Source organism: Paenibacillus phytorum, assembly GCF_013141715.1.
GTDB classification, from domain to species: Bacteria; Bacillota; Bacilli; order Paenibacillales; family NBRC-103111; genus Paenibacillus_E; species Paenibacillus_E phytorum.
Map to the genome: position 1 here is coordinate 111,832 of NZ_WHOA01000039.1, position 20,437 is coordinate 132,268.

General features: G+C 43.9%; 14 protein-coding genes and 1 pseudogene. 13 read left to right on the forward strand and 2 right to left on the reverse strand.

Features of this window, described 5'->3' with window-relative positions:
* From GC098_RS06785 to GC098_RS06795, 3 genes are read left to right on the forward strand one after another with little or no spacing between them, the layout of a single operon-like run.
* Positions 1–1,782: an ABC transporter ATP-binding protein gene (locus tag GC098_RS06785; RefSeq protein WP_171642205.1), complete on the forward strand. Its 1,782-nt coding sequence runs from the start codon at positions 1–3 to the stop codon at positions 1,780–1,782.
* 50 nt (positions 1,783–1,832) lie between these two features.
* Entirely contained in the window at positions 1,833–3,116 is a 1,284-nt protein-coding gene (ectB, locus tag GC098_RS06790) for a diaminobutyrate--2-oxoglutarate transaminase (protein WP_171642207.1), read from the forward strand.
* Positions 3,117–3,154: 38 nt separating this feature from the next.
* Positions 3,155–3,538, forward strand: a complete 384-nt coding sequence (locus tag GC098_RS06795) for a hypothetical protein (protein WP_171642209.1) — start codon at positions 3,155–3,157, stop codon at positions 3,536–3,538.
* Between the two features lie 52 nt (positions 3,539–3,590).
* On the opposite strand, the gene GC098_RS06800 is transcribed toward GC098_RS06795, so the two are convergent.
* Positions 3,591–6,329: an EAL domain-containing protein gene (locus GC098_RS06800; RefSeq protein WP_171642211.1), complete on the reverse strand. Its 2,739-nt coding sequence runs from the start codon at positions 6,327–6,329 to the stop codon at positions 3,591–3,593.
* 272 nt (positions 6,330–6,601) lie between these two features.
* Between GC098_RS06800 and GC098_RS06805 the strand changes: the two genes are divergently transcribed.
* From GC098_RS06805 to pflA, 4 genes are all read left to right on the forward strand, one after another.
* Entirely contained in the window at positions 6,602–7,750 is a 1,149-nt protein-coding gene (locus tag GC098_RS06805; protein WP_171642213.1) for an MFS transporter, read from the forward strand.
* Positions 7,751–8,019: 269 nt separating this feature from the next.
* Entirely contained in the window at positions 8,020–10,626 is a 2,607-nt protein-coding gene (gene adhE, locus GC098_RS06810) for a bifunctional acetaldehyde-CoA/alcohol dehydrogenase (RefSeq protein WP_171642215.1), read from the forward strand.
* 26 nt (positions 10,627–10,652) lie between these two features.
* Positions 10,653–12,911, forward strand: a complete 2,259-nt coding sequence (gene pflB, locus GC098_RS06815; RefSeq protein ID WP_171642217.1) for a formate C-acetyltransferase — start codon at positions 10,653–10,655, stop codon at positions 12,909–12,911.
* A gap of 21 nt (positions 12,912–12,932) precedes the next feature.
* Entirely contained in the window at positions 12,933–13,658 is a 726-nt protein-coding gene (gene pflA, locus GC098_RS06820) for a pyruvate formate-lyase-activating protein (RefSeq protein WP_171642219.1), read from the forward strand.
* A 66-nt stretch (positions 13,659–13,724) separates the two neighbouring features.
* Here the strand turns inward: pflA and GC098_RS06825 are convergent, their stop codons facing one another.
* Positions 13,725–13,928: a hypothetical protein gene (locus GC098_RS06825; RefSeq protein WP_171642221.1), complete on the reverse strand. Its 204-nt coding sequence runs from the start codon at positions 13,926–13,928 to the stop codon at positions 13,725–13,727.
* A gap of 163 nt (positions 13,929–14,091) precedes the next feature.
* On the opposite strand from GC098_RS06825, the gene GC098_RS06830 reads away from it, so the two are divergent.
* From GC098_RS06830 to hpf, 6 genes and pseudogenes are all read left to right on the forward strand, one after another.
* The gene (locus tag GC098_RS06830) at positions 14,092–14,418 is read left to right on the forward strand and encodes an ArsR/SmtB family transcription factor (protein ID WP_057305576.1); all 327 of its coding nucleotides are present in this window, start codon (positions 14,092–14,094) and stop codon (positions 14,416–14,418) included.
* 546 nt (positions 14,419–14,964) lie between these two features.
* Positions 14,965–16,450 (forward strand): annotated as a pseudogene (locus GC098_RS06835) (SulP family inorganic anion transporter).
* Between the two features lie 139 nt (positions 16,451–16,589).
* Complete coding sequence (locus tag GC098_RS06840; protein ID WP_171642223.1) at positions 16,590–17,870, forward strand: molybdopterin molybdotransferase MoeA; 1,281 nt, start codon at positions 16,590–16,592, stop codon at positions 17,868–17,870.
* A gap of 12 nt (positions 17,871–17,882) precedes the next feature.
* Positions 17,883–18,911, forward strand: a complete 1,029-nt coding sequence (gene moaA, locus GC098_RS06845) for a GTP 3',8-cyclase MoaA (protein WP_246358462.1) — start codon at positions 17,883–17,885, stop codon at positions 18,909–18,911.
* 88 nt (positions 18,912–18,999) lie between these two features.
* The gene (locus tag GC098_RS06850; protein ID WP_171642225.1) at positions 19,000–19,542 is read left to right on the forward strand and encodes a hemerythrin domain-containing protein; all 543 of its coding nucleotides are present in this window, start codon (positions 19,000–19,002) and stop codon (positions 19,540–19,542) included.
* Positions 19,543–19,554: 12 nt separating this feature from the next.
* Entirely contained in the window at positions 19,555–20,097 is a 543-nt protein-coding gene (gene hpf, locus GC098_RS06855; RefSeq protein ID WP_171642227.1) for a ribosome hibernation-promoting factor, HPF/YfiA family, read from the forward strand.
* The last annotated feature ends 340 nt before the right edge of the window (positions 20,098–20,437 follow it).

A 20,437-nucleotide genomic window follows, 5' to 3' on the forward strand; every position in this document is an offset into this window, starting at 1 on the left:
ATGTTCCTTAGGCAGTCCTACAAGGAATTTAAACGACTGATGTCTTTTATGCAGCTGCGCCGTAAAAGGTATTTCATCGGATTAATCGGAGATAGCCTAAGCAATGCCAGCATTGCTATCCTGATGTCTTTTGTTATTCAATATTTACTTGAATTTTCCGTTCATCGCGATCAGGCTGTGCTGATGAAGGCGGTTTGGATCGTTGGCGGCACGTTCGTCATGCTGAGTGTACTGTCGCCGTTTTTTAGCTATATGTATCATCGCAGTGTGAAACAAACGATGGTGGACATCCGGCTGCTCGTTTTCGAACGGCTGGGACGGCTGCCGCAGAGCTATTATGAATCCCATCATTCCGGAGATATCGTTTCGCGAACGACGAATGATATGCACTTGATGGAACAAACGTTTACTGAACATTTGAAATCGATCATTGTAGAATGCTTGACATTGGTCGGCTCCCTGACCGTTATGTTTGTACTCGATTGGCGGCTTGCCTTGGTATTGCTGGTGCTCGGTGTGCTGTCCATCTTGATCAATACGCGCTTCGCACGCCCTTTACGAAAAATAAGCGATCGGTTTCAAGCGCAAACCGGCGGTTTGACCGAACGTTTGGCTGACCTGCTCGCTGGTCTGCAAGTGATCAAGATGTTCTCGCTTCATCGTACGGTAACGAAACGTTTCCATGATAGGAATGGGGAGGTCACAGCTTCAGCGATGAAGCAGGGGCATCAAACGGGTCTTCTTGAAGCAGTGAATTTCATAATTAACTTCATGAGCTTAGGCGGAATGCTCGTTGTTGGGATTATCATGTATTCGCAGAATATGATCGAGCTCGGCGTTCTAGGGCAAATCATTCAGCTGCAAACGGGTGTTTCGATGGTATTTCTGCAGCTTGGCAGCATCGTTTCTCTGATACAGCATTCATTTGCCGGGGCCGCACGCGTATTCGAACTGCTTGATGAAAGGGCGGAACCGGACCGGTATTCGTCCGTACCCCCGCAGGGCAGCGAGCAGGAGGCGATTCCAAGTGCAGAATTGGAAATGTGCGAAGTGATCTTCGATTACGGTACTGCTGCTGGCATTCTATCCGGGAGTACACTTTCCGTGCAGAAAGGTCAGGTAGCCGCCCTCGTTGGCGCCAGTGGCAGCGGTAAAAGCACAGTCATGAAGCTGTTTCTCGGCTTCTATCCGCCTAAAGGCGGGACGATCCGCATGCTTGGCAAACCGCTGGGTCATTATAAGCTTTCCGAAATTCGGGAGCTAACTGCCTATGTTCCACAGGATCCTTATTTGTTTCACGGTACGATTGGCGATAACATCCGATTCGGCAAACCCGATGCCACGGATCAAGACTTGAGGGATGCGGCAATAGCGGCTTATGCGCATGAATTTATTATGGAGCTGACAGACGGTTACGATACGATGGTAGGCGAGCGGGGAACTTCGTTATCCGGAGGACAGCGTCAGCGAATTGCCATTGCCCGGGCCTTGCTCAAAAACGCCCCGATTCTCCTGCTCGATGAGGCTACCTCAGCGCTAGATGCTGAATCCGAGTTTTGGGTACAAAGTGCTTTACATACATTGATGAAAAACAGGACGACCCTGATGATCGCTCATCGGCTATCTACTGTCGAACAGGCGGACGTCATTTATGTGATGGAACAAGGTGTCGTAAAGGAAAAGGGAAGCCACGAGCAGCTCTTATCCAGAGAAGGAATATATGCAAAGCTGTACCGGCAGCAATCGCATAAAGAGCACGAGACGGAACCTGTCACCGCGTAAGAGAAGGATGCTTTCATGAAATCAATCGAAAGATAAGAGGAGTGGAATTCATGTCTATTTTTGAAAAAATGGAATCGAATGTACGTTCTTACTGCAGGTCTTTTCCCGATGTGTTCACGAAAGCAAAAGGTTCTATGCTGTACGCTGAGTCCGGTAGAACGTTTATCGACTTTTTTGCGGGAGCGGGCGCTTTGAATTACGGTCACAATAACGATTACATCAAAAGTAAGCTGGTCGAATATTTGGAATCGGACGGCATCTCCCACGGCCTCGATATGTTTACTTCGGCGAAAGAGTCGTTTCTGCATACATTTTCAGAGCTCATTTTGAAGCCGAGAGAGCTTGATTATAAAGTTCAATTTTGCGGCCCGACCGGAACGAATGCTGTGGAAGCGGCGTTAAAGCTGGCTCGCAAAGTCAAAGGCCGTTCGGGTATTTTCTCCTTTATGGGGGCTTTTCACGGCATGTCGCTTGGCAGCTTATCGGCAACCAGCAACCTGTACCACAGAATGGCAGCGGGTACGGATTTACACAATGTTTCCTTTATGCCTTTTCCATGCGGTTACATGCGTACATTTGACACGATCAAATATATAGATGAGGTACTGACGGATGACCATTCCGGTATCGACAAGCCGGCTGCCATTATCTTTGAAACCGTGCAAGCGGAGGGAGGCCTGAATGAAGCGCCGATTGAGTGGATGCAGCGTCTTCGCGAGCTGTGTACTCGTCATGATATTTTGCTCATTTGCGATGAAATTCAAGTTGGCTGCGGCCGAACAGGTCCGTTTTTCTCTTTCGAACGGGCGGGTATCGTTCCAGATCTTGTGGTGTTGTCCAAATCGATAAGCGGCTATGGTCTTCCGATGGCCATTACCTTATTAAAGCCGGAATTGGATATCTGGAACCCAGGGGAGCATAATGGGACTTTCCGCGGCAACCAAATGGCGTTTGTCGGTGCAACTGCTGCACTGGAGTACGGGGAGTTATATAGCTTAGAGGCGGAGGTTCATCTGAAAGCTCAATTTGTCAGCCGGTTTTTGCAGGAGGAAATCGCTCCGTTAAGCGAGGATATCCAGATTCGGGGAATGGGTCTGCTCTGGGGCGTTGATGTATCCGCAAGCAAGCATGAGAACATTTCCAAAGAAATTGCCAGCCGCTGTTATGAGTTGGGACTCATTTTGGAAAGAGTGGGCCGTCAAGATGCTGTCATCAAGCTGATGCCCCCGTTAACTATATCGATGGAGGAGCTTGAGCAGGGCTGCAGCATTTTGAGACAGGCGGTTCAAGAATGCTTTGAGAGATCCGGAATAAGGCAACACGCTTTAATCTGATAGCCAAATTGCGGGAAAGCAACGATATGGAGATTCATATGAGAAATAAGAAAAAAGGAATAATAATAGGTTATTTGGGCCTAGGTATTCTTGCTTTTAATCTTGTAGCCATGATAATCATTAAATGGAAGATTGTTTTACCAAATGAGTACTTAATGAATGCTTTAGCCGTATTGTTGATAGCTTTATTCTTATGGCCGGTTGTTTCAATCTCTGCTTTACTTTCTGCATCCAATCATCTTAACAAATTGAAAGTACATTTATTGGATAATGAAGCAAATGATACATGTAAGCAAGATCATTTGAGTAGTAGAAACAACCATAAGAAAAGCATTTCTATTAATACAACTTTTTTAGTGACGGATTGTCTTTTTGTTATTTGGTTTGTCATATTCATATGGCATGCATTTTTGAGCCTATAGAAAGTACCCCTGGAGTTATTTTCCGGGGGTACTTCTATTTCCCTGAAAGAATCTACTCCGAATAAATAATCTTAGCGATGTGATCCGCAGACATCGGATGGCCCAGAAAATATCCCTGCGCTTCATGACAACCATAGTTTCTTAAAAGATTAAGCTGATCCTCAGACTCGACGCCTTCAGCGATTACTTTTAGATTTAAATTAATACCCAAGGCGATGATGGTCTTCACAATGTTTTGATCGCTGATATCATTGGATAGGTCTTTAATAAATGTTCGATCTATTTTAATGCGGTCGATGGGGAAGTTCTTCAAATACGCCAATGAACTAAACCCCGTACCAAAATCATCAATGGAAATGCTTACTCCAATGCCTTTCAGTTTGGAAAGCAGCATCGTTGCACGGTCAAGATTCATCGTGATGCTTTCCGTAACTTCAATTTCCAAAGAATGGGGATCCATGCCTGTTTCATTCAAAATCTTGGAAATCAATTCAATTAAGTCCGGTTCATACATCTGCCTCGAGGATAGATTGACGGACATTTTTAATGTACGTCCAAGATGGTTATGATCCATCCATAAACGCCATTGTTTACAGGCCTCATGCAAGACCCATTTCCCGATTGGGACAATGAGTCCAACTTCTTCGGCAAATGGAATAAATTGCAATGGAAAGATGATTCCCTTCTCGGGATGATTCCACCGAATTAATGCTTCTACACCAATGAATTCTTTCGTTTCTATATCATATTGCGGTTGATAAACAAGAACAAATTCATTGTTGTCTAATGCTTTTCTTAGATTTCTGTAGAGTTTTACATGTTCAGAGGCGGGATACTCATTCTCTTTTACATAAAACTGGTGTAAATTTTCCCCCTGCTTCTTCGCTTGATACATCGCGATATCTGCATGTTTGATTAATGTTTCGAAAGTGCTCCCATCCAAAGGAAACAGGCTGATTCCGATACTAGTTGAGATATACAAATCTTGATCTTGAATATGAAAGGGTATAGTTAAAGCAACCATAATTGATTTAGCAATAACTTCCGTTTCCTCTTTGGATGTGCCCGGTAACAATATTGTAAATTCGTCTCCGCCTTGACGTGAGACAACGCCTCTATCCATAATTATGGTTTTCAAACGATCAGAAACATTCTGCAGTAAAACATCTCCCAAGGAGTGCCCCATGGAATCGTTGATCATTTTGAAGCGGTCTAAATCAAGATAAAGCACGGAAACGATTTGATCGTTCTGTTTTGCTTCAACGATGGCTTTTTCAAGCATATGTTGAAACGATTTTCGATTTGGAAGTTTTGTTAAAGAATCATGAAAAGCCATGTGACGAATGGTTGCTTCCGCTTTATCCCGTTCAAGCACCAAACTTACAAGATATGCCGCTCGTTCAATCAATTTAGTCTCATAAGTTTGGGGAGAATGCGGAGCTTTGTAATACATGGCGAAAGTTCCAAGCACCTGATTTTTTTTATCCGTTATCGGTACGGACCAACAAGCTCTTAGCCCGTGAACTAATGCAAGCTCGCGATAGTCATTCCATAAAGGGTCATTCCCGATATCAGAAACTATGATTTTGGTATTGTAGAAAGCGGCTGTACCACAAGAACCTACTACTGGTCCTATTTCCACGCCATCTATCGCACGAACATAGGATTCAGGCAGGTTTGGAGCTGCACAATGTTTCAACTGTTCGTTTTCCAATAAAAGAATCGAACAAATAGCGCCGCTTTGTTGTTCGACTAATTCAATAATTCGATGCAAAATATCACCTATGGGTTTTCCTTTTGCGATCATTTCCAAAATATCATTTTGACCTATTAAGTTATCTTGTACTAATTTCCGATCCGTAATGTCGCGGCCAATAACAATGAGCCATTGTCGGTTTCCCTTATGATCAAAAACGGGCACTTTGGTATATTCAACCATCAAACTTGCACCATTTGAACGTTTAATTTCTTCCTCGAAAATGATCGGTTTGCGTGCCTCCCAAGCTTCTTGATCCGTTTCTTCACATGTAATGAACATCTCTCTGTGAAATTCATTGGTTTTTTGGAAATCGCTGTTCGTTTTACCTTTGTATGTATCTTGCTCTAACTCAAATAGTTGGAGAACCGTATTGTTTGCTTCGACCCATCTGCCTTTACCATCTTTAAAAACAACGATGTCAGGCATAGTATGAATTAAAGTTAGTAAATTCTGCTCGCTTATTTTTAATTTTTTCTCTTCCAACAATCGAATTAGCTCAGCAGATGCCCTAAACGAGAAAATTTTCAGTATTGTTTCTGTAAGAGTCTTGTCATGAATTGGTTGATCATTCATCACAACAAGTATGCCAATTACACTACCATCGACATGTAAAAGAGGAATACCCAGATAGCTTTGAATATCAAATCTGGTCAAATCCGAGTCCAAAGGAAATAAATTCTGCACAAACTCTTGATAACAACACAGACGCTTTTCATTTACAACATTTTCACAAGGTGTATGTTCCAAATTGTATTCAAATTGCTCTATCATTTCTCCTTGCTTATACATGGCGATTGTTTTTACACAGTGATGATCAACTTCAGCAATGAAAGCATAAGAGCATTTTAAGACGCGAGCTAGATATTGTACCAAGTGAACAAAAAAACTTTCTGCGACCTCACTTTCAATACCTTGGGCGATATCGAGGAAGGTTTTTTTGAGGTAATCATTTTCATTTTGTAAGGCAATGAAAGCTTCAGCAGTATTACTTGGCTTATGATCTATATTAGGGCTATTAAATTGCTTTTTCATATGTTCTCCTGAAGTAGTTAATAGTACCTATAAAATTCGACAAAAAATGATAGACTCCTTCCTCTGAGACGCTATGTCGAACGACGCGGGAAGCCTTAATGGGAGTAAGACTATGGCCATGCTAGCGGCGCCAGAATTACAAAAAAAGTTCTTGAACCGCAGACTACACTGACGTACAGTTTATATTGCCGACTTCTCGTTCGTGAAATGGAAGAGATTGCTTCTTAAATGTCGTATTATTCTAAAAAGGAAAGAAGGGGCTGACAACGAAGATGAACGCTTTTTTGTTGTTTTACGTAGTCATTTACATGGGAAATGCTGTTTATGGCACATTTATGCCGATTTACCTGCATAGCGCTAAATTTTCTCAAGAGCAAATCGGGATGCTTCTTAGCCTAGGGCCCTTGGTTGCGATGTTTGGCCAACCGGTTTGGGGGGCATTGGGTGACCGAGCCAAGACGAAGAATAGCGTGCTTCGCTTCTTATTGATTGGTAGCGGTGTTTCCATTTTGTTCTTCCCGCTCTCACATCATTTCATTTACCTGCTTGTGCTAATCTGTGTGTTTACGTTTTTTCAGACGTCCATATTTGCAATCAGCGATGCGATTACGTTGGAAGAATTGGATCGGCGTCCCAATTGGAGTTTTGGTTGGATTCGCCTGGGAGGTACAGTGGGCTTCGCTGTCATGTCTCTTGCTTTCGGCATTGCAGCCAAGTCGCACATTGGCTCGATGTTCCCTGTCTACGCCGGAACCATGGCCGCCGCATTGCTGCTCCTCTGGCGCTTTCCACCAGCTGCCGGCCGCCAGACTAACGTAACTGGCAGGCGTTTCCGTGAGCTCTTCCGAAACGGTAAACTGATGTTTTATTTGGGTATCAACTTTGTTGTTCAAATCACTTTGGGTTACTATTACGCATTCTTTCCAATCTACTTCAAGGAGATGGGAGGAGACAGTATGCTGCTAGGCTGGTCGATGGTGATTTCCTCACTTAGTGAGCTGCCGTTTCTTCTGTTTTCCGGCTGGATTTTCAAACGCATCCCTATATCAGCAATTCTGATTATGGCCGCGCTCGCATCCTCCATCCGGTGGTTCTTGTTTACATTAATCGGGAATCCACTTTGGATATTACCGGTGCAGCTGCTGCACGGACTTATTTTCATCGTGCTTTCCGTTACGCTTGCTACGTTTATCAACCGTGAAGTGCCTTCAGAATGGAAGGCTAGCGGTCAAACACTCAACGGCTTGCTCAGCCTTGGAGCCGCCCGTATTATCGGCAGCTTCTTGGGTGGAATTATGAGCTCGGCTTACGGGATGAGACAAGTTTTTTTATATAGTTCATGGGTATCCATGACGTGTGTCATCGTGTTTGGATTTGTTATATGGATCCGTAGAAAACAGAAAGTTCTTGGCTCACACTAAATATAATGCGGGAAAAACGTTGAGCATTGTCGGCTATGTGCGTTTGGGTCGGCAGGGCAGCAAGGCGGCAAGTTTTATGAAAATAGAACTGCCGCCTTACCAGTAAATTATAATGTGAAAATATTCACAAATTGTTCAAGGAATTAATCATTCTAAACCTTCATCTTGTGATTTTTGTCATAGTTGGGGCTCTTGAATAAGTTTACTCTAAAGGTAGAACAACAAGATAACGGCTTCACATGGATAGAAAATAAAGGAGTGAATGAACCATGACAACAAAAGAAGCGAAGATGATTGAACAGATTTCTGCTCAAGACGAAGTGGGCCAGCTGGTAGCCAGAGCGAAGGCAGCTCAGCAGCAATTTCTGAAGCTAGATCAAGTGCAGGTTGACCAAATTATTCAGCAAATGGCATTAGCCGGCATCGATAGGCACATGGTTCTCGCCAAGCTTGCTGTGGAAGAAACCGGTCGGGGTGTGTACGAAGATAAAATCACCAAGAATTTATTTGCTACTGAATATATCTACCACAGCATTAAAAATAACAAGACGGTTGGAGTGATTGAGGAAAACTCGTATGAGAACTACCGAATGGTGGCAGAACCTGTGGGCATTATCGCTGGTGTGACGCCCGTCACCAATCCGACTTCGACGACGATGTTCAAGTCATTAATCGCTGCAAAAACGCGCAACCCCATCATTTTCGCCTTCCATCCATCTGCACAACAATCCAGCAGTGCGGCTGCGGCGACATTACTGGAGGCAGCAGTTAAAGCAGGCGCACCGGATCATTGCATTCAATGGGTAAAGCATCCATCTGTGGAAGCTACTCAACTCCTAATGAATCATCCGGACGTAGCGCTTGTTCTAGCAACGGGAGGGTCTTCGATGGTGAAAGCAGCTTACAGTACCGGAAAGCCAGCTTTGGGCGTTGGACCTGGCAATGTGCCTTGTTTCATTGAGAAAACAGCGAATTTGCAGCAAGCCGTAAATGACTTGATCTTATCGAAGACGTTTGACAATGGGATGATTTGCGCCTCGGAACAAGCGGTTATTATTGAAGATTCGGTATACGCGGAAACAAAAAAGTTGATGACTGAACAAGGTTGTTACTTCTTAAATAAAGAGGAAACGGAAGCTGTTTCCAAATTGGTGATTAACGCTGAGAAGTGTGCGGTTAACGCGGTAATTGTAGGTCAACCTGCTGCGAGAATCGCTGAGATGGCTGGTATTAAGGTACCTGGGACTACGAAAATACTAGTCGCGGAGTTAGCCGGCGTTGGTGAGGCATTTCCATTATCGGCTGAAAAACTTAGCCCTGTGCTCGCTTGTTATAAAGTGAAGAATGCTGAGCAAGGCATTGATCGGGCTGTGGAAGTGGTCAAATTTGGCGGTATGGGACATTCCTCCGTCATTCATTCTCAGAATGCGGAGGTCATCCAGGCGTTCGCAGATAAACTTCAAACAGGACGTATTATTGTCAATTCACCTTCCACTCACGGTGCTATTGGAGACATTTATAATACAAACTTGCCTTCCTTGACACTTGGCTGTGGTTCATACGGTCATAACTCCACAACTTCTAACGTGAGCGCCGTGAATCTGATCAATGTGAAGCGTGTTGCTTACCGTACCGTCAATATGCAGTGGTTTAAAATACCTCCAAAGATTTATTTTGAAAAAGGAGCTACACAGTATTTAGAAAAAATGCCTGACATTACACGGGTAATGATTGTCACGGATCCGATGATGGTAAAGCTTGGTTACGTTGAACGTGTGGAATATTATCTCCGTAAACGACAGCTGCCTGTCTATATCGAAGTGTTCTCGGATGTGGAGCCTGATCCATCTGTTGAAACGGTGGAACGAGGCCGGGCACAGATGGCAAGCTTCCAGCCGGATTGCATTATTGCGTTGGGTGGCGGGTCACCGATGGATGCGGCTAAAGCGATGTGGTTGTTCTATGAATATCCGGATACGAGCTTTGATGCCCTAAAGCAAAAATTCATGGATATCCGTAAACGGGTTTACAAATATCCGCGTCTAGGCCGCAAAGCGAAATTCGTCGCGATTCCTACGACTTCTGGGACTGGTTCGGAAGTGACGTCTTTCGCCGTGATTACAGATAAAGAGAAGGGCAATACCAAGTATCCACTGGCTGATTATGAGCTTACACCTGACGTTGCCATCATTGATCCTGATTATGTGTACAGCTTGCCGAAGACTGCGGTAGCCGATACTGGAATGGATGTCCTAACCCATGCCATTGAAGCGTATGTGTCCGTTATGGCGAATGATTATTCTGATGGTTTAGCGATGAAAGCCATCCAATTGGTATTCCAAAATCTTGAGAAATCGTTTGCCACAGCAGATCCAATTGCACGCGAGAAAATGCATAATGCTTCAACGATAGCCGGTATGGCCTTTGCGAATGCTTTTCTTGGCATTAATCACAGTTTGGCGCATAAATGGGGCGGTGAATACCACACAGCACATGGACGCACAAACGCAATATTGATGCCGCATGTGATTCGCTATAATGCCCAAAAACCGACGAAATTCACTTCGTTCCCGAAATACGATCACTTCATAGCCGATCAACGCTATGCGGAAATCGCGCGTATGCTGGGGCTTCCAGCAAAGACAACGGAAGAAGGAGTAAACAGTCTCATCGAGGCCATCCGTAAGCTGAATAAAATCCTGGGTATTCCTGAGAAATTTCAGGATTTGGGGTTCAATGCGGAACAATTCGAGACGCGTGTAGATTACTTGGCGGATCGGGCGTTTGAAGATCAATGTACAACAGCGAATCCTCGGATGCCGCTTGTGACAGAGCTCGCTGATGTTTATCGCAATGCTTTTTACGGAAAGTTTTAATCTCACAAACCTAAGGAGGTACCATCATGGCAATACGAGAAGAGGACTTAAAGACAGGCCGTTGTTGGAGTGGGTTTGTAAAAGGTAAATGGCAAACGGCAATTGATGTGAAAGATTTTATCGATCAAAATATGACGGTTTACGAAGGAGATCATTCCTTCTTGGCAGGTCCTACAGAAGCAACAGATGATCTGTGGTTTCTTATCAGTATGCTTACGAGCAAGGAGAGAGAAAATGGTGGTGTATTGGATATCGATGTCCAGACGGTGTCCACAATTACATCGCATGCGCCAGGTTATATCGAACAGAGCAAAGAGAAAATTGTCGGTTTGCAAACCGATGCTCCACTGAAGCGTTCTGTACAGCCTTTCGGCGGTATTCGCATGGTTATCGATGCTTGCGAAGCATATGGCTTTAAGCTGCCGGAAGAAATAATACAAGTATTTACAGATATCCGCAAAACGCATAATCAAGGTGTGTTCGATGCATACACCTCGGAGATGAAAATAGCGCGTAAGGCTGCAATTATTACAGGGCTTCCTGATGCTTACGGCCGTGGTCGCATTATTGGCGATTACCGACGTGTCGCTCTGTATGGCGTGGACCGGTTGATCGAGGAAAAGAAGAAAGACCTTCTACAAATGGAAGTGGATGCGATCACCGAAGATGTCATTCGGCTGCGCGAAGAACTCTCTGAGCAAATTCGCAGTTTGGGTGAATTAAAACAGATGGCCAAAAATTACGGTTACGATATTGCGAAGCCGGCAGTGAATGCTACTGAAGCGGTTCAATGGTTATACTTCGCTTATTTGGCAGCCATCAAAGAGCAGAACGGAGCGGCGATGAGCCTTGGACGCGTATCGAGCTTTCTAGATATCTATTTCGAAAGAGATCTATCTAATGGAACATTGACGGAAGTAGAGGCGCAGGAGCTTGTTGACCATTTTGTTATGAAGCTTCGCATCGTCAAATTTTTACGTACCCCCGACTATAATGAGCTTTTCAGTGGAGACCCTACTTGGGTAACAGAATCAATTGGTGGCATGGGATTGGACGGCAGAGCGCGAGTGACAAAAAATTCCTTCCGCTTTCTGCATACCTTATACAATCTAGGGCCTGCACCAGAACCGAACCTGACCGTGCTGTGGTCAACCAGGCTGCCGGATGGCTTCAAAGCTTACTGTGCCAAAGTATCGGTCGAGACCAGTTCGATTCAATATGAGAATGATGACCTAATGCGGCCTTTTTATGGGGATGATTACGGTATTGCTTGCTGTGTTTCCGCGATGCGCATCGGCAAGCAGATGCAATTCTTCGGCGCACGCGCCAATCTGGCCAAGGCTCTGCTCTATGCAATTAACGGCGGTGTGGATGAGAAGCTTGGGATACAAGTAGGACCCCGGTTAGCTCCACTGACCTCCGAGGTTCTGAATTATGAAGAAGTGGCGGAGAAATTCGATGCCGTCATGGAGTGGCTGGCGAAGCTGTATGTGAACACACTTAACGTTATTCACTATATGCATGATAAGTACTGCTATGAGCGGCTGGAGATGGCTCTTCACGATCGTGAAATTGTACGCACCATGGCAACGGGTATCGCGGGATTATCCGTAGTGGCTGACTCACTGAGCGCGATTAAGTATGCAAAGGTACGCCCGATCCACAATGAAAATGGCATAGCGGTCGACTTTGAAATTGAAGGCGAGTATCCGCAGTATGGCAATAATGATGAGCGTGTCGATGCCATTGCCATTCAATTGACGGAAACGTTCATGAATAAAATTAGGAAGCATAAGACGTATCGTGGCGCAGTGCCAACGATGTCCGTTCTGACGATTACATCAAATGTCGTGTATGGGAAAAAGACAGGAAGTACCCCAGATGGCCGTAAAGCTGGAGAACCCTTCGCACCAGGCGCCAATCCCATGCATGGACGTGATCGGAAAGGTGCATTGGCCTCATTGGCATCTGTTGCAAAGCTTCCCTATGAGCATTGCCTTGATGGCATATCCAACACGTTCTCGATTGTACCGAAGGCACTTGGCAGGGAAGAGGAGTCACGCATCTCGAATCTTGTTTCCATGCTCGATGGCTATATGGCCAATTACGGTCATCATCTGAATATTAATGTTTTTGACCGTGCAAAGCTGTTGGATGCAATGGAGCATCCGGAGCAATATCCACAATTGACGATTCGTGTTTCCGGCTATGCAGTGAACTTCATCAAGCTGACCAAGGAACAACAGCTTGATGTGATACATCGTACTTTTCACGGCACGATGTAATATAGAGAGGGGAGCAGACCGATGAAAGGACGCATACATTCCTTCGACTCCTTTGGCACCGTTGACGGTCCGGGTATCCGCTTTGTTCTTTTCATGCAGGGCTGTGCGCTGCAATGTAAGTACTGCCATAATCCGGATTCATGGGAAATGAATACAGGCAAACAGATGGATGTAGAGGAGATTCTTAATGAGATTGAACCTTACCTTGAATACTATCGCCGTTCAGGCGGTGGAGTTACTGTAACGGGCGGGGAGCCAACTTTGCAGGCTCCCTTCCTAGCCCGTTTGTTTGCCGAATGCAAAAGGCGCTGGGGCCTGCATACTGTGCTGGATACGAACGGATTTTGTGAGCCGAGTCATGCACAGGAGCTTTTGGATGTGACGGATTTAGTACTGCTCGATCTGAAGCAGATCAATCCGGATAAGCACATCGCGCTTACGGCACAGCCGAATGATCGTATCTTGCGCTTTGCTGAACATCTGAATGAGATCAATAAGCCTGTCTGGATTCGTCATGTGCTTGTACCTGGATGGACGGATGATTATAAGGATTTACTCGAACTCGGCAAGTTCATCGGTTCATTGCCCAATGTTAGTAAATTGGAGCTGCTGCCCTATCACAGAATGGGCGTCTATAAGTGGCAGCAAATGGGGAAAGAGTACCCTTTAGAACAATGTCCTACACCAACAGATCAGGAAGTTGCCAGAGCGAGGAATCTCATTGATATGGGGATGGATATTATTTAAAAAATAAAAACCAGTAGCGCTGGATGGGATTCCAGCACTACTGGTTATATTCTTTTGCAGAGAAAGTCATAACAGGTACTCCTCTTGAAGGCCGGCTTGATGCAGATACTTCATCGCATTCAATTTTTCAGTAGGCGGTTCGAATTGCTGTTGTGTGATTTGTTCATCCTGTTCTCGTAACCCACCAACTCTTTCAGCAAATAACTGTCCATACTCGCAGCAGAAATCATCACGTAATGCTTCTAAATTCTCATTATGCAGGGTTGTCATAGTAACCACTCCTTCTCTGTTTTATAATTTTATTATATATCATGCCTATGCGAATGTATGTGATATATTTCACATACATTCGCATAGATTCAAATCGGATAATGCTATTTGTTTTATGATATGATAGATATATTCAAATTTCCGAACATTAGGGGAGAACGTGATGTTTCAAGAAATACAGCATTTTAAAGCCGACTTTTTCAAGGCGTTAGCACACCCATTGCGTATAAGAATTCTTGAAGTGTTAGCCGAAGGCGATAAAAACGTTAATGAGATTCAAACGATATTGGGCAGTGAAGGTTCTGCCGTTTCACAACAGTTATCCGTATTAAGAAATAAAAACGTTGTTCGTGGTAGTAAAGACGGAACCTCTGTGATCTACTCCCTAACAGACCCTCTAATTAAAGACCTGCTTATTGTTGCCAAGCAAATTTTTGACAATCATCTTGTGAATGCTATTTCTATGTTAGAAAATATAAAAAATCAGTAACTCATTAATAAGTTTTGGAAGTAAGGGGGGAGGCGACGCTTTCCCTCTATTTAGCATGGTAAGCTATGGATTTTGCTCAGCAGAATGAAATTGTATATGCCAGCATAATGATTCGGTAAGTGACTATATTATCCTGGTGTATTTAGAACCATTCAGCTTTCATGAGGGTAGCTGGGCTATAGTGATTAGCAATGTTGTATTATCTACAACAATTCTCACGCCAAAAAGGCTATTTTGCAACTTGAGTTGCAGTTTGTACAACAATTTTAGCCCATCTGTTACAAAATGGCCTGTTTAGGACCAAATTGTTGTACATGATGCAACAACGAATGGAGATAGGCGAGATATAGGCAGCAATTGTTGCACTTTCTGCAACATCATCCAGAACCTCAATTGAGCAGATACCGCAATCATTAACACCCTCACCAATGGGAGGCGTAAGCCGTATTGTTGACCAAGAAAAATGAAATTGACACCTGATAATTCTGGGTATATGATTTTATATATATTCAAATAATCAGATATTTAGTATTGGTGGGATTGGATATGAAGCTCTCTTTTAGTGGCAGATTTCAGGGCTATAATCGAATAAAATTTCAAAAAGACTTGATTTCAGGTCTGATTGTAGGTATTGTCGCCATTCCATTAGGGATGGCGTTTGCCATTGCATCAGGAGTAAAACCTGAATATGGGTTATACACAACGATAGTTGCAGGGATACTAATCTCATTATTTGGTGGTTCGAAATTTCAAATTGGTGGTCCAACAGGAGCGTTTATACCCATTCTATTTGCGATTGTTATGCAGTATGGGTACGACAACTTGCTTATCGCAGGCTTTATGGCAGGAGTCATTTTGCTATTCATGGGGATCTTTAGAATAGGTGGCGTAATCAAATTTATTCCGCGTCCTGTAACAATAGGTTTTACCACAGGAATTGCCGCTACCATATTTACAGGCCAAATTGCCAATTTCCTTGGATTAAGTAATCTTCAAAAACATCAAGATTTTCTTTCCAATATGAAGGAATTAGGGATTCACATTTCAACAATCAATATGTACAGTATTTTAACTGCTGTGATTTGTCTGATGCTTATCATTCTGACACCAAAGCTGTTCCCTAAAATCCCTGGTTCATTAGTGGGAATATTAATTTCTGCTACCGCAGCATCAATCTTCTATCCTGACAAGATTGCTACTATTGGTTCTACTTATGGAGCAATTCCAAATAGTTTACCTAGTATACACTTTCCGGAACTTTCAATTGAACACATTCAATCATTGATAAAACCTGCTTTTGTAATTGCCATGTTAGGTGGCATCGAGTCCTTACTTTCAGCTGTAGTTGCTGACGGAATGTCTAATGGTTGTTGCTTGGAATAAGAGCGAACGCAAAGAATTCACTCACGTGCTAAAAACCAAAACTACGGAGTCATTGGTTTTACTTATTACCTTCCTCCTTACTGTTTTTATAGACCTGACAACGGCTGTTGAGGTTGGATTAGTCTTGTCCGGTATCATTTTTGTGAAACATATGAGCGACCTTCTAATCTCTGCAAAGGTCTTGCCTGACCCTTACGATAAGAACGAAAGAGTATCAGCCTATATGGTTAATGAGCAGCATAATTGCCCTCAAATCAGTATTTACACTGTCGAAGGTGCTTTGTTCTTCGGGGTTGCGAATATGTTTGAGAAATCCATCATGGACGAGATCAATTACAAACCCAAGGTGCTAATCTTGAAAATGGGCAATGTTCCCTATATAGACACAACAGGAGAATCTAATTTATCAAGTATCGTCAACCACTTTAAAAAACATGGTGGCCTTGTATTCATTTCCGAAATCCAAACCCAACCACGCCAAATGCTCCAAAAAACAAGATTAGACGAACGCATTGGGAAGGGACACATTTTTGAAAAAACAGGAGAAGCCGTTAGCTTTGCATTAACAAAACTTAACTACTCTCAATGTCTTGGGTGCAAGCATTTCGCGTTCCGTGAATGCCAGCAGCTATCGAACCCGAACGGTTAAATAAAAGAGGTAAACACTGGTGTTCCGTGTTACCTCTTTTTTACATATATGCATGTGTGATTAATATCACTTCTACATTTACCATAAAGATTTATGATTCAATTAATAAGCTAAGCGTTGTAGGAAAGGACTATTGATCATGATAAACCGGAGCAAGAGGTTTGCTCGCAAGGCCGTCAAAGTTGATCATGCCCAGAACTTGATTATGCAGCATGTCCTGCAGCTGGAGAACGAGTATACCTCGATTGATTCTTGTTTACATAGAAGAATTTCGGAACCTCTGTTCTCGAAGGATTGTATGCCTCATTTTCGTCGCTCCGGGTTAGACGGTTATGCGGTTTGGAGTAAAGATGCCTTATTTGCTACTCCACAGAATCCTGCATGTCTAAGAGTGATTGATGAAGTACCTGCCGGATATACTTCGAATAAACAAGTGGTTCCTGGTACAGCGATTCGTATCATGACGGGCTCGGCCGTTCCGGACGGAGCGGATGCCGTCATCATGTTTGAGCAGACAGAGGAGTATCAGGAGGAAGGACAAGTTTCTATCCGTATTAAGCATAAGGTTGCCCATGGACAGAATATTACTAAGGTCGGGGATGAAATAACGACAGGTCAGCTGTTGATGGGCGCAGGTACTCGAATAGGGCCAGGTCAAATTGCACTGCTTGCCTCCATGGGGTATAAAGAAGTTCCTGTTTTCCGTCGACCCGTCGTCGGCGTGTTAACGACTGGAAGTGAATTGATCTCTGTGGGGGAGCCGCTTCAACCTGGGAGAATTCGTAATAGTAATGTCTACATGCTTGTAGCACAAATTGAACAATATGGCGGGTTGGCTGTCAAGATCGGAACTGCCCCTGATGATATAGATGAAGTCAACCGAACGATTAATAATACCTTGGAAGAATGTGATATGCTTATTGTTAGCGGAGGGGTCTCCGTCGGGGATTATGACGTAATGGCGGATTTCTTTACTACAACGAGCGGGAACGATACGACGCTGCTCTTCAATAAGATTGCAATGAGGCCCGGGAGTCCGACTACAGCAGCCGTCATCAATAATAAGCTCGTATTCGGTCTTTCCGGCAATCCCGGCGCCTGCTTCGTGAGTTTTGAACTGCTTGTACGGCCTGTGCTGCTTGCCATGCAAGGAATAGAAAGCCCATGTAAGCATTACATTCAAGCGATTATTACGAATGATTATGATAAAGGGTGTCCGCACGATCGATATATAAGAGGACGCATGATATATTCAAATGAACAAGTAAAGGTAAGTGTGCTAGAAAAAAATAACTCAAGTATGCTTATATCCATACAAGATGCTAACTGCATCATCATGATACCAGCGGGCTCTAAAGGAATTGCTGCCGGCCAGCAAGTAGAGGTTATCCCTCTTCCCTACGAATTTACTATGTACTGAGAGAGGCGAAATATGGAAAACCTCGATAAGATAGTTCCACCAATGACAGATGCGCTTCAAAGGCCGCTTCGCGATTTACGGATATCGGTAACGGATCGCTGTAATTTCCGCTGCCGATATTGTATGCCCGAAGAGGTCTTTGGTCCCAATTATCGGTTTCTTCCGCAAGAAAAGCTGCTCAGCCTTCAAGAATTAGAACGGTTAACGCGGATATTTATATCTCTTGGCGTAGAGAAAGTACGGATTACAGGCGGAGAGCCCCTTTTAAACAAAGATATTGGCAAAATCATTTCCCTGGTTCGCCAAATAGCGGGCGTCAAGGATATTGCCGTTACAACCAATGGTTCATTATTGAAACACAAGGCAAAGGAGTTAAGAGACTCTGGATTAGAACGAATCACAGTGAGCTTGGATAGTTTGGATGATGAGCGATTCGGTGCCATGAACGGGAGAGGATTTTCGGCAAAAGGAGTGCTGGAAGGCATCGATGCAGCGGCTTCTGCAGGATTATCCGTGAAGGTGAATATGGTTGTGCAGAAGGGGGTTAATGACCAGGATATTGTTCCAATGGCCAAATACTTCCGGGAGCGCGGGCACGTTTTAAGATTTGTTGAGTTTATGGACGTTGGGAATAGTAATGGATGGAATTTGAAACATGTCGTTCCCAGCAAAGAGATTATCGAAATCATTCATAGAGAAATGCCGCTGGAACAGGTGGAACCGAATTATACAGGCGAGGTTGCAACGCGTTATCGTTATCAGGGTTCTCAGCAAGAGATCGGTTTGATTTCTTCTGTGACTCAGGCGTTCTGCAGTACTTGTACAAGAGCCCGGCTGTCTGCGGAAGGACATTTGTATACATGTTTGTTTGCTTCAGACAAGACGGACCTGCTAAGTGTGATCAGGGGCGGCGCAAGCGATGAAGATCTAAGATCATTGATTGTTCAAGTATGGGGAAAGCGTCAGGATCGGTATTCCGAAACGAGACTAGCACAGACGACTCCTGCACATAAGGTCGAAATGTCTCATATTGGCGGTTAGTGTGATGTATCGCACAGCGTGCACCTGCTCGTGCAGCTATACTAAAGATAGATAGCGAACGAAACGATTACCTTGGGAGGGACTCTGTATGGTGATTCATTCCACAAGCTATAATTCGGGGATTGCTTCTTCAAACCCGGATGATCTTGCTTTTGCTACCGATCGATTGAGGGTAGAGCATGAAGAATTGAGAGAAAAACTCAGGACGATTGAAACGAGTGCCAAGGAAGTCATTCTATCGGATGATTCAGTGAAGGGAATGCAGCTTGTCCAAGATCTCAGAATCCAGACCGCTCAATTTGTGGAGGAGCTGGAACGACATTCTGAATGGGAGGAGCAGGAATTGTTTCCGTTCCTGTTAACTTATTTTCAACGTCAATCGACGCCCTCTATCATGCCTTCTTTTTGGGTATTGGAAAAAGATCACCAACTTGGCATGTCATTTATTCAATCCTTTCAAGAAGCTATTATTGAGGTAACACCTCTGGTCGTGAAGAAGCGGTTAACGGAGGCGGCATCTAATCTCGTGCAGGCATGTTTAATATTAAACGACCACTTTACCATGGAAGAACAACTTGTTTTTCCATTAACTGAGAAAGTGCTAACAGATTTGGAATCCTTTTTCTCATAGGAGATGAGCAAAATGAAAATGATTTTACATGGAAAAGATTTAACAGTGACCCCTTCCTTACAGGAATATGTGGAACGCAAATTGGGACGACTGGAATCCTGGTTTGAAGAGGCTTGTGACATGCATGTCACTTTATCCGTTCAAGGACATAAACAAATTCATGTTGTAGAAGTAACGATCACATGCAAAGGGGTTGTGCTTCGTGCAGAAGAAAAACGAGATGATATGTACGCATCGATCGATGTTGTCGCCGACAAATTAGAGAGACAAACACGAAAGTTAAAGGACAAGATCAAGCATAGAATGCGTCATCAAAGCGGGTTAAAGGAGCGGGCATTTGGAAGCCTTGAGCCTATAAGCAGGGAAAACGATTCCCCATTTGAAGTAGCTCGTGTTAAGACGGTTCCTAATAAACCGGAAGATGTTGAGGAAGCCATTCTTCAAATGATGCTGCTGGACCATAACTTCCACTTGTTTTTTAACAGAGACTCGAACAAAACTGAACTTGTTTATCGCCGAAACGATGGCACGATTGGTCTTATTACAACTGCATGACAGAAGGAGGTATGGGTCATTCGACCATGCCTCTTTTTTTTTGCTTTTAAGCGTTTTGAAAGAGCCGTTTACGCATTTCATTAGGCTGGTAAGGCAGCTGAGGTTGCTTATTTGTCTGAATAGCCCCTGTTTTGATTTTATAAGCAAGCTAAGCTTGCTTATTGTTTGCTAATACGGCCTAGAATGTAGTGTGTGCAGATAATAAGCGCGTGCTGTGGTCTTATTTCATGAGGTGCCCCGATATTAGAAAGGATAAGCAATATTATGCTCTTCTGTCAAGAAAGTGGACACCGCTTAGCTAAGCTACACTCTCGTAGTACAACTGTTCAAATTGCAATGG